The 11375-nt window shown below is 46.1% G+C and carries 10 protein-coding genes and 1 pseudogene; all 11 read right to left on the bottom strand.

All coding sequences use genetic code 11. The features are described from left to right. Positions 1-387: pseudogene (locus tag BLX41_RS34050) on the bottom strand (polysaccharide biosynthesis protein); the annotation flags it as partial. A 105-nt stretch (positions 388-492) separates the two neighbouring features. Next, a complete protein-coding gene (locus BLX41_RS24935) occupies positions 493-1509 on the bottom strand; it encodes an MraY family glycosyltransferase (protein WP_123727025.1) in 1017 nt (338 codons plus the stop codon). 451 nt (positions 1510-1960) lie between these two features. Next, a complete protein-coding gene (locus BLX41_RS24930; protein ID WP_123727024.1) occupies positions 1961-3091 on the bottom strand; it encodes a glycosyltransferase family 4 protein in 1131 nt (376 codons plus the stop codon). Positions 3092-3235: 144 nt separating this feature from the next. Further along, entirely contained in the window at positions 3236-4345 is a 1110-nt protein-coding gene (locus BLX41_RS24925) for a glycosyltransferase (protein WP_123727023.1), read from the bottom strand. After that, complete coding sequence (locus BLX41_RS24920; protein WP_185073765.1) at positions 4342-5130, bottom strand: glycosyltransferase family 2 protein; 789 nt, start codon at positions 5128-5130, stop codon at positions 4342-4344. The genes BLX41_RS24925 and BLX41_RS24920 overlap by 4 nt, the downstream gene beginning before the upstream one ends. Further along, entirely contained in the window at positions 5127-6416 is a 1290-nt protein-coding gene (locus tag BLX41_RS24915; protein WP_148059773.1) for an oligosaccharide flippase family protein, read from the bottom strand. Before BLX41_RS24915 ends, BLX41_RS24920 begins: the two co-directional genes overlap by 4 nt. A gap of 557 nt (positions 6417-6973) precedes the next feature. After that, positions 6974-7267 (bottom strand): integration host factor subunit beta, encoded by a 294-nt coding sequence (ihfB, locus tag BLX41_RS24910; RefSeq protein WP_080966983.1) that lies wholly within the window; start codon positions 7265-7267, stop codon positions 6974-6976. 134 nt (positions 7268-7401) lie between these two features. Further along, positions 7402-7659 carry a hypothetical protein gene (locus tag BLX41_RS36215; RefSeq protein WP_123727160.1) on the bottom strand — a complete coding sequence of 86 codons (258 nt, stop codon included), beginning with the start codon at positions 7657-7659 and terminating at the stop codon, positions 7402-7404. Between the two features lie 223 nt (positions 7660-7882). Next, on the bottom strand, positions 7883-9577 hold the full coding sequence (gene rpsA / locus BLX41_RS24900; RefSeq protein WP_007931318.1) for a 30S ribosomal protein S1: 1695 nt from the start codon (positions 9575-9577) through the stop codon (positions 7883-7885). Positions 9578-9698: 121 nt separating this feature from the next. Then, the gene (gene cmk, locus BLX41_RS24895; RefSeq protein WP_123727020.1) at positions 9699-10388 is read right to left on the bottom strand and encodes a (d)CMP kinase; all 690 of its coding nucleotides are present in this window, start codon (positions 10386-10388) and stop codon (positions 9699-9701) included. Beyond that, the coding region (gene aroA, locus BLX41_RS36210) for a 3-phosphoshikimate 1-carboxyvinyltransferase (protein ID WP_259745155.1) at positions 10385-11375 on the bottom strand (991 nt) is incomplete at its 5' end. The genes cmk and aroA, both read right to left, overlap by 4 nt.

The raw sequence follows: 11375 nt of genomic DNA, 5'->3' as shown, positions 1-11375 counted from the left end.
AAGCAGAACTAGACTCAACCACCAGTAATTGAACACAATCGAGCGCGGTACAAGCGTCTGATGATTGCTATATAAATAGACCACCAACGCAAGAATAAGCGCAGACAAACTAACAGCCTTTACTATAATTATTAATGCATCATTACCAAAATAACGCATTACCGCCCGATACATTCCAAATCGAATAAATAGAGGTATAGCAACAATCGGCGCACTAAGAAATAGCCAGAAATGAATAATGGCGGGATTATTCAAATCCTCAAATCCCAGCCTGACAACGAATGCCATCCACAATGCCAGCCAGATCAGTGTTATGTCGACAAGTACTTGTAACAGCCGCTTGTATCGACGTGGCATGCTCAGGAGAAAAACTCTCAGCCGATCCATAAAGCCTTTAAACACCTTACCGCCCCTTAACTAGACTACCGACTCTGCCATTGTACGCATACATAGTGAGCGCCCCATACAGGCCACTTAATAAAACACAAATTACTAGCGAACTTCTAGTACTCCTGCCTTGTATTTTATTGCTAGAAAAATCAAAGGGATATAGGAAATTATTAAGGCTAAAACACCATCTAGCCTACCTGTCACAGCCAGCCAAGCCATCGGCAACAACCAAATAATATTAAGTCCTCCGATTGCCAAAGAGACAGGCAGATGTCCGCCGACCTCTCTTGAGGCGTACTGATAGGCATGGCTTCGATGCGCCTCATAAATCTTGTCACCTCTTAGTAGGCGACGAATCAAGGTAAAAGTTGCATCGACAATAAATACTCCCAAGAGAATCAGCCATCCCCATAGGAAACTTTGAAAAACTGCGGCAGCTTGTAAAGAGAAAATAGCCAGAGTAATACCCAGAAAGCCGCTCCCGGCATCCCCCATAAAAATTCGAGCAGAAGGAAAATTCCAATATAAAAAACCAAGTGTTGCAAAAACAAGCAGTAAGGGAGGACCAACAAGCTCATCAAACCCAGTTACCCAGTATAGTAGTGCGGCCCCCAAGCATACGGTAACAGCCTGAATACTCGCGAGACCATCAATACCATCCATAAAGTTATAGAGATTGAGCATCCAAACCATATAAAAAGCCACAGCAACATAACCAATGTAAATAAAATTCAATTGGAAGCCTAATACCGTCAATGACGGCACTCCACCAACCCAATACAAGCTCCAAATTGCCGCTATAAAGTGCCCCAATAATCGCCAGCGAGCAGCAATATGTCCATGATCATCTAGAAAACCAATAACAGCAACAAGCAAGCCAGCACCTAAAAGTGCAAAGACGTAAGCAGATGAAATAGCATTACCTATAAGCAATAAAGGCAAGAATAGACTAAAACTTAAAACGATGGAAACACCTCCTCCACGCGGAGTTGGAACAGAGTGAGAGCTTCGACTATTTGGGACATCGATCAAGTGGTTCGATAACGCATAAGCTCGCAACTTTGAAGTCATGAGAAGCGCGCACAAAAGGGCAGCAGGTAATAACAACCAGAGAATCATGTTCAGTGCGTTCCTTGATAATATTCGGCTGCACTCTTCAGTGCATCATAAACACCAGAAGAAGTAATCCAATCCAAAAACTCATAATACTCAAACATAAAAAAATCTCACCAAACCTCAACAGAAAAACTGACAACTTCAACTTACCACTTGCCCCCCTAAAGACCTAATAACTCTTACCTTACTGCAACCCGCTAGCCCAACACCAACCAGAAACACCGAAAAACACATCATTTCTAGCAAAACCTTAACAGCTCGACTCTATCTTATGTTTGTAGCCGCTATAAGATTCAGCATACTTGGAAGGCGCACTTACTTAATGACAAATGAAAAACCCGAACTTCTTCGCCGACTTCAATAGAACTCACAACAACCATTTGAATCCAAAAAACTCAAAACTTAAAGGCAACTGCAATATTTACGAAACCACAAAAACCAACATAAAAACACTTCACGGAGATACAGAAAAATAACGAACAAGACGCGCATTAACAACTTTTTCATCAAAATTCGAAACAGCCAGCTTACGACTCTGTAGTCCCATCGCTTCGATCTCTTCTGGATTATTGATGAAGTATATCATCTTTTCAGCCAAAGCCTCGGGTGACCACGCCGGTACTAAAAAACCATTCACCCCATCAACAACTGTATCCCTGCAACCAGGGACATCTGTCGTAATAACTGCCCGGCCTATAGCCATAGCCTCTTGGGTACTTCTAGGAACCCCTTCCCTATAGGAAGGTAATACGAATACACTTGAATTTGTAATCCAACTAACGACATCATCAACATGCCCCTGATGATCAACCAATCCTTGACGCGTAAGCTCATTGACATAATCAGAAGTCAATCCCCCAGGATTATCTTCATCAAGCCCACCAAGCATAACAAACTTGGCATTAGAAAACTTCCCTCTAACTATACGAGCAGCTTGTATAAACTCATTGACACCTTTTTCAGCAAGCAGTCGACCTACAAATATAAAGCTGATATCTGCTTTAGGAGGTTTAACATAAGGGTAGCTTGATAGCTTCAGACCTATACCACCTAGAACACTAACACATGAAACCTTTAATTTATATTTATCCACTAAATCCAAACGATCATCATTATTTAGAAATATGATCCTTTCAAGAAAAGGAAAAGAAACCTTATATAAAAATACCTGTACTCGCTTTAAAAAAAGCCCCTTAATCGTAATACCTTTCGGCTGTTCTGTAAAAGCGTAGCCGAGCCCCTCCAACATTCCCACCCGCCTCTTAACTCTAGCTAACAGTGCAGCTAAGGTTCCAAATATCACAGGCTTTGAAAAATAACTAAAAACAATATCCGGAGCAATTTCTTTCAGCTGCCTAGATAATTTTAACGTATTAAAAATATCACCTAATGGGTTCAGTCCTGTACGGCTAAACTCATAATCCACAGGCTCTGCCCCCAACGTTGAAACCTTAGTTCGTGAGTCTGCATTGTAGTCGAGGGCAAAAGCGTATACTTGATAGCCTTCGCTGATCAAAGCCATGATCAGATCCGAACGAAAACCAAGAACACTAGCCGCCGTAGTGCCAATTAATGCTATCTTCATCAATACCAATTTCCACTAAGCCAAGCCATATCATAGTTTTATAAAAAACAAAGCCATGATACATCGAATACACAAACAAAAAAATGCCACCACACAATCTTGACTTTTCAAAAAATAAAATCTACAGAACCACTCTCGAGTAAACTACCTATCCAAAGGATCGTAATCAGACGAGTAAAGCTCAATCCAACTCATCACAATCCTCTCAAGAGAATAGGTTTCAACAATCCTCAGCCTCGCAAGCTGCCCCAATCTTCGAGCAGCGGAAGAGTCCATATCAAGTCCTGAGCGCATTGCAATAGCAAGTCCTTTTACATCACCAGGTTCAACTAGAATTCCGTGATCGCCAACCACATCTCTAACACCACCACTGTCGGTTGCTACGACAACCCGCTCTGTAGCCATGGCCTCGGCAACAACAAGGCCGAAGCCCTCCCACAAGGAAGAAAGTACATAAAGATCAGCAGCGTTATAAAAGTCTTCGACATCACTTCTCACACCATAGAATGTAACCCTATGAGATATTTTCAGACTTTCAGTTAAAAGTACCAACCTTTGTCTTAAAGCACCCTCACCAACAATCCATAATCTTGTATTTTGATCCTCGGCACTGATTAAAGCAAAGGCTCTTAAGAGCTCTGGATATCCCTTGGCCTCAGCAAGACGACCAACGGCCAGCACGATCTTTTCATAAGGTAAAATACCCTCTCTATTTCTAATAAAAGATCGCTTTGACTCATCAAAATGAAATTTATCCGTATCTATTCCATTTGGTACTGCCAACATAGAACCGGGTGTAACTGCGCCTTTAGCCTCAAATATCTTTACCCCGTCATGACTTACGTTAGTAGTTATATCTGCTAGAGAATCCGTGAGTCGATAAGCTAGCATTCGGAGCTTACCTCCTTCATTAGTATTATGTGCTGTACAAATCAACTTCGGCATATAAGTTACGACTCTTACACAGCGCGCTAACAAATTCGCGTGAACCATGTGGCTATGTAACACATCTGGCGCAAAATCCTTTACAAGGCGTCTAAGTAAAAAAAGACTTCTGAGAAATCCCACGACAGTTTTTTTTATATGAAAGCCTACAGTTTCAACTGATACCTCATCGGACAATAATGCACCATCACCCGTCAGGTACGCTACTTTAACGTTATGGCCAAGTACCTGCAGGCGCAGAGCCAAATCCAAAACCTGTCGCTCCGCTCCTCCCACATCCAAGCTGGTAATAAAAAATAGAATCTTCATAAAATCCTGTTAAGAAACTTATAAAAAAAACATTGAATTGCACGCAAAAAATTCTTGACCTTATATGAATATTTTCTTTCTCTAAAAATTTGAGCCCAATAAAAAATTAAAAATCCTGTCGGATTTTTTCTCAAGTTCGAAGAAAAATTCTTAGAGTACCCATCATCAAGATAATCAGAGAGATAAATAGCTTTATCACCGAAGAAATATATATCCCCCTCATCACCAACCTTATTCCAAATAAACAATTCAGGCACAAACTTCTCTCCTTTTACAACAGGAAAAGGATATTTCAATAAAACCTCAGCCTTGAAAACATAAGCAAGGTCGCCTTTAAAAAAATTTCCGGCTTCTGTAGGACTCATAACAACAGGGGAACAATTCAGACCTGAATCACGACCAATCACATTTAGATTAAAATATGCTCGCCGATAACAGACACCTACTAACGGTCCACTATCAAGGTCAGATAGCGCACATTCAATATCTTCTATCGCTGTCGTAATCAGTGCATCATCACTATCAACAATAAAAACCCATGGCGAATGGGCTTTAGCGATTCCATTATTAAGAGCCACATGCTTACCCGAGTTCTCCTGCCGAACAACTCGAATAGTAAATGGTGCACCAGTAGAAAACTCATTGATTAAATCATATGTACCATCATTGCTACCATCATCAACAACAAGCCACTCAAATGACATGTTGCTCTGTGTGCATAAACTCTGAAAAAGTCGAGAAAGTGTCGCAGCCCTATTATAGGTTGGAGTTAATACCGTTATCACAATCTTCCTCCTGCATTTTCTTCTCGGCTATCCTTAAAAGCAACAACCAACAGCACCATACACAAAAATATTTCAGCCAATACAAAACCAAGCACTATACCTACAACTCCAAACCAAATAGACATTAACCCAGCCGTCAACATCGACAGCACAGAAAAAGTCATCATCAAAAAGCTAGTAACCTTATCCTTTCCCATCGGAATCAGAATACACAAACCTAATGCTTGATTGGCCAGGCGAAAGGGAATTACCCATACAAACACTCTTAACACATCCTTTGCCACAATAAAATCTTTGCCCAAAATATTGATAACGATAAACTCTCCCGCTACATAAAAAACTCCAGCCACCACCAACCCAAAAACAAACATACCAACCACAACCCCCCAGGAAAGCTTTTTTGCCTCACTTCTAGCGGATAAGAATTGACGATTAAGATAAGGATAAAAACCGATCAGAACAGGATTAACAAAACCTACAAAACCTCGAATAATTTTTTCAGCCGGAACATATGAAGCCACTGAAAAACTACCTAACATCATCCCGACCAAAGAAGGCCCTGCACTTAGTAAAATATTATTAGAGCTCTTGTAAAGAAAAACATGAAACCCTATTTTTAACTGCCTAACTCCTTCAGTAAAATTAAGGACAACCCTACCAATTAGACGACAACATAAAAAATTCCCAAAAACTGTATTAACAAGCGCCAACCCAGACATAATACCAAGAGCAAGCACCGCATCACCACTATCTTGCACGAAAACGTACAGAGCTAATAGGCTTAAAAACCGAAGAGCCACCTCAAAAACGACGACCAACGTTATATTTTCAAGCCCCTGAAAAAACCAAAATGGACTAAATCCAAAAGCCAAAAAATAAAGAACCCCAAATACTATCAAAGCCCCATCATAACTTTCTTTTCCGAACAAATAAAAAACCACCACACCAAAAACACATATAACTGAAGAGATCATCAACTTAGCAGACAATACACTTCCGAATATTCTAACCAGAGAGCCTACATCATCTCTAGACACAGCCACCTGCCGAGATCCACTCAAGGAAAACCCATACTCCACGATCAAAGATGACAATAATGCTATAGACTGTACTAGAACTACCTTCCCATACTCTTGCACACCCAAACTTCGCGCAAGAATTGGAATTTCAAGTATAGGAACCATATAGGAAAAAAACTGTGCAAAAAAAAGCACTCCCATATTTTTGAATAACTGCCTCACCCCACCCTCTCCACAGCCATCAACTTGAGCATCTTTGCCTCTCACTTAACTTATTGACTCGCCTAAACATCCAAAGAGCGGAGTTCATATCATGATACTAAAGTAGCAAGTTTAAACTTTAGTAAAAGCGCCACTAAAACCGACATCGCTACATGCTACCCCATACGTAACCAGAGCTACGTCTTCGCTCACAAATAGCAATCAACCTCTCTAAGCACTATATACAGGCTCAAGCTAAGACTGAGAGCAAAACAAAAAAGAGGGAAGTTTTTACAAGAGACATATCAAAAATCTGCCACTACCTATTCAAGCCCTTTCCACAAACCCTTTACCTAAGCCAAAAACCAGATCAACGCAAGAGTGAAAGCCTGACAGGATTCAACTCTAAAAAAGCTGACAATGGACCGTAAACCATAAAAACATATATTATATTTTTATAAAAACAACACTCAAGAACAAGTTCTCTCTTCATATTAAAATGCGAACTTATTCGCCCCCCCCCAACTGAACACTCAAGAAAATCGACCATTGAAAACCAACACGCCCGAGAGTTACGCGCCTTAAACAACTAAAATCCATGTATTTGACCTATTTTACATAAGTCATAGATTTTCATCCTCATCATTGACACGATCGCGGAGCTCTTTTCCAGGCTTAAAATGTGGCACAAATTTGCCATCCAAACTTACAGATTGACCGGTCTTGGGATTTCGCCCGACACGTGGAGCACGATAATGCAAAGAAAAGCTACCAAATCCTCGAATCTCAATTCGATCACCGGTAGCCAGACACTGCGACATTTGCTCAAGCATCGTCTTGATGGCCAGCTCGACATCCTTGGATGACAGCAGCCCTTGATGGGTGACAATTCGTTCGATCAACTCCGACTTCGTCATATTTTTCCCTTCTTTTTCAAGCAGCTAGGTCAGTGCTCCAAAGGTTTTAGCATGCTCTGAGGTTTTTGAACAGTCCATGCACGACGCCGATACAAAGGACAAAAAATATACTGACAGAAACGCAATGCTCCCCCTTATCGACACATGACCAGCATCGTTCGAGTCAGGTAACCTGCCGGATTCCAACCGAAAGGATAATCGCCCTCCTCATCTTTGGCATCATTGGACTTGGCAATGAGCTTATAGCCATTGGCCTTACACTCAAGCGCAGCACGCTTGTAGCATTTATCCCAGTCCGACCCTAGCCCCGAACAGTCGACCTCTATGCCGCTGCCCCCACGAACCGCATAGGTCTTTACGTTGGCCGTGCATCCAGCGAAAAGAAGAACCAAAAAACGATACCCAACCTGCTCATACTGCTCCTTAAGGCAGCTCACGCTGCTCGAGTAATACACCAGCTGAGCAAGCCTAGCCCCTTATACTCAGCCAACTCACCTAAGAAAGGGACAATTCGTTGCACAAGTTGGTTTCCCCCACCTCTCTCCTCTTACCTTCTCAAATTTCAGGCACAAAAAAGGGCGACCTAAGTCGCCCTTTTTTATGGTCCGACAGAACTTAGTTCTGCTTTTCCATCTGCGCACGCAGCAGGTCGCCCAGAGTGGTAGGACCAGCAGCGATATCCGAAGCAGCTGGCTTGTCGCGCAGGCTCTGGATAGCTTCTTTCTCGTCTTCAACGTCTTTCGACTTGATCGAGAGCTGGATTACACGGCTCTTACGGTCAACGCTGATGATCTTGGCTTCAACTTCTTCGCCTTCTTTCAGAACGTTACGAGCATCTTCGATGCGGTCACGGCTGATTTCGGAGGCTTTCAGAGTAGCTTCGATATCGTTGGCCAGGGTGATGATGGCGCCTTTGGCGTCAACTTCTTTTACAACACCCTTAACGATTGCGCCTTTGTCGTTCTCTTGGACGTACTCGGAGAACGGATCGCTTTCCAGTTGCTTGATACCCAGGGAGATACGCTCGCGTTCTGGGTCAACCGACAGGATAACGGTATCCAGCTCGTCGCCCTTCTTGAAACGGCGTACGGCTTCTTCGCCCACTTCGTTCCAGGAGATGTCGGACAGGTGAACCAGACCGTCGATGCCGCCGTCCAGACCAATGAAGATACCGAAATCGGTGATCGACTTGATGGTGCCGGAGATCTTATCGCCCTTGTTGAACTGGCCAGAGAAGTCTTCCCATGGGTTGGACTTGCACTGCTTGATGCCGAGGGAGATACGACGACGCTCTTCGTCGATGTCCAGAACCATAACTTCCACTTCGTCGCCGACTTGTACGACTTTCGAAGGGTGGATGTTCTTGTTGGTCCAGTCCATTTCCGAAACGTGTACCAGGCCTTCCACGCCCTCTTCCAGCTCAGCGAAGCAGCCGTAGTCGGTCAGGTTGGTTACACGAGCGGTAACGCGGGTGCTTTCTGGGTAACGAGCCTTGATAGCAACCCATGGATCTTCGCCCAGTTGCTTCAGGCCCAGGGAAACACGATTGCGCTCGCGATCGTACTTCAGAACCTTGACATCGATCTCGTCGCCAACGTTGACGATTTCGGAAGGATGCTTGATACGCTTCCAAGCCATGTCGGTGATGTGCAGCAGGCCATCGACACCGCCCAGATCGACGAATGCGCCGTAGTCGGTGAGGTTCTTGACGATACCTTTGACTTGCTGACCTTCCTGCAGGGATTCCAGCAGAGCTTCACGCTCAGCGGAGTTCTCGGCTTCGAGGACGCTACGACGGGAAACGACAACGTTGTTGCGCTTCTGGTCGAGCTTGATGACTTTAAACTCGAGCTCTTTGCCTTCCAGGTGCGTGGTGTCGCGCACTGGACGGACGTCAACCAGAGAACCTGGCAGGAACGCACGGATGCCGTTAACGTCGACAGTGAAGCCGCCTTTAACCTTACCGTTGATAACGCCCTTGACCACTTCTTCGGCTGCGAAGGCTGCTTCCAGAACGATCCAGCATTCAGCGCGCTTGGCTTTTTCACGGGAGAGCTTGGTTTCACCGAAGCCGTCTTCAACCGAGTCCAGAGCAACGTGAACTTCATCACCAACATTGATGGACAGTTCGCCAGCATCGTTGTAGAACTGCTCAAGCGGGATAAGTGCTTCAGACTTCAGACCAGCGTGAACGGTTACCCAACGCGCTTGGTAGTCGATGTCGACGATAACACCGGTGATGATGGAGCCTGCCTGAAGATTCAGGGTTTTTAGGCTTTCTTCAAAGAGTTCCGCAAAGCTTTCGCTCATTTTAATTCCTGTTGATAAGGGCGAAGAATCCGCCCATCTGCCACATCCCAGACGATGTGGGTTACGTTCATATAAAAGAAAGATCGCAGGACTATGACTGGTCCCCCGCGATCTTCCTTGTTCACCCGGCGATATCGCGAATGGCGATCTCACTCAAGATGCGTTGCAACACCTGATCGATGGACAACTCCGTGGAATCCAGCTGTATGGCGTCAGCCGCCGGTTTGAGCGGGGCTACCGCTCGCTGGGTGTCACGCTCGTCGCGCGCACGTATCTCATCTAGCAGACTCGACAGACTAACACCATCGACTTTTCCCTTCAACTGCAAGTAGCGCCGACGAGCTCGCTCCTCGGCACTGGCAGTCAGGAAAACCTTCAATGGCGCATCAGGAAACACCACGGTGCCCATGTCGCGACCATCCGCAACCAGGCCCGGTGGCTCCTGGAACGCGCGCTGGCGCTGCAACAAGGCATCACGCACCGCTGGCAGCGCCGCGACCTGGGACGCCCAAGCACCTACCTGCTCATTACGCAGGTCATCCGTCACATCATCGCCTTCAAGAATGATCCGCTGCGGGTGATTTTCGGTGGCACCGAGAAACTGCACATCCAAGTGAGCCGCCAATAACTTCAGCGACTCTTCATTGGTCAGGTCGACACCATGATTGCGCGCAGCGAACGCCAGCAGCCTGTAAAGCGCCCCGGAATCCAGCAGGCACCAGCCCAGATGCTTGGCCAGCTTGCCAGCGATGGTGCCTTTACCCGAACCACTTGGCCCATCGATGGTGATTACAGGCGCCTTGATATTCACGACTGAGCCTCTTGTGCGACACGAATCCCCACCTGCGCGCACAGCGTAAGGAAGTTCGGGAACGAGGTCGCGACATTGGCGCAATCATGAATACGAATTGGCGCATTGGCACGCAGCGAGGCGACGCTGAAGGCCATGGCGATACGATGGTCACCATGCCCGTGAACCTCACCACCACCAATCTGGCCACCATCAATGATGATGCCGTCCGGAGTTGGCTCGCACTTAACGCCCAGGGTCAACAGGCCATCAGCCATTACCTGAATACGATCAGACTCCTTGACCCGCAGCTCTTCCGCGCCGCGCAGTACAGTACGCCCTTCAGCGCAGGCAGCCGCCACGAACAATACAGGGAACTCATCGATTGCCAGCGGCACCAACTCCTCGGGAATCTCGATCCCCTTGAGCTTGGCAGCACGCACATGCAGATCGGCAACTGGCTCACCGCCGACTTCGCGCTGGTTTTCCAGACGAATATCAGCCCCCATAAGGCGCAGGATATCGATCACGCCAGTACGAGTCGGGTTGATTCCCACATGCTCCAGCACCAACTCGGAACCTTCAGCGATGGAAGCCGCTACCAGGAAGAACGCCGCAGAAGAAATATCCGCAGGGACTTCGATATGAGTCGCCTTGAGCTTACCGCCCGATTCAACCGAGGCGGTTGCGCCGTCAACACTCACCGAGTAGCCAAAACCACGCAGCATACGTTCAGTATGGTCGCGGGTTGGCGCCGGCTCGGTGACCGTGGTCTTGCCCTCGGCATACAAGCCAGCCAGCAGCAGGCAGGACTTAACCTGAGCACTAGCCATTGGCAAGGTGTAGGTCAGCCCTTTGAGCTTGTGACCACCACGAATCACCATCGGTGGGCGACCTTCGGCCGCCGTCTCGATCACCGCCCCCATTTCCCGCAGCGGGTTGGCCACGCGATTCATCGGACGCTTGGACAGGGACGGATCGCCAGTCAAGGTGCTGTCGAAGCTCTGC

It is taken from the genome of Pseudomonas protegens, assembly GCF_003732485.1.
Taxonomy (GTDB): domain Bacteria; phylum Pseudomonadota; class Gammaproteobacteria; order Pseudomonadales; family Pseudomonadaceae; genus Aquipseudomonas; species Aquipseudomonas protegens_B.
The sequence above is the reverse complement of the archived record's forward strand: the minus strand, read 5'-3'. Positions and strand labels throughout refer to the sequence as shown.

Bases quoted from the DNA above. Each gene is read 5' to 3' on its own strand.
- BLX41_RS24935 (WP_123727025.1), bottom strand. From the start codon at position 1,509: ATGATTCTCTGGTTGTTATTACCTGCTGCCCTTTTGTGCGCGCTTCTC.
- BLX41_RS24930 (WP_123727024.1), bottom strand. From the start codon at position 3,091: ATGAAGATAGCATTAATTGGCACTACGGCGGCTAGTGTTCTTGGTTTT.
- BLX41_RS24925 (WP_123727023.1), bottom strand. From the start codon at position 4,345: ATGAAGATTCTATTTTTTATTACCAGCTTGGATGTGGGAGGAGCGGAG.
- ihfB (WP_080966983.1), bottom strand. From the start codon at position 7,267: ATGACGAAGTCGGAGTTGATCGAACGAATTGTCACCCATCAAGGGCTG.
- rpsA (WP_007931318.1), bottom strand. From the start codon at position 9,577: ATGAGCGAAAGCTTTGCGGAACTCTTTGAAGAAAGCCTAAAAACCCTG.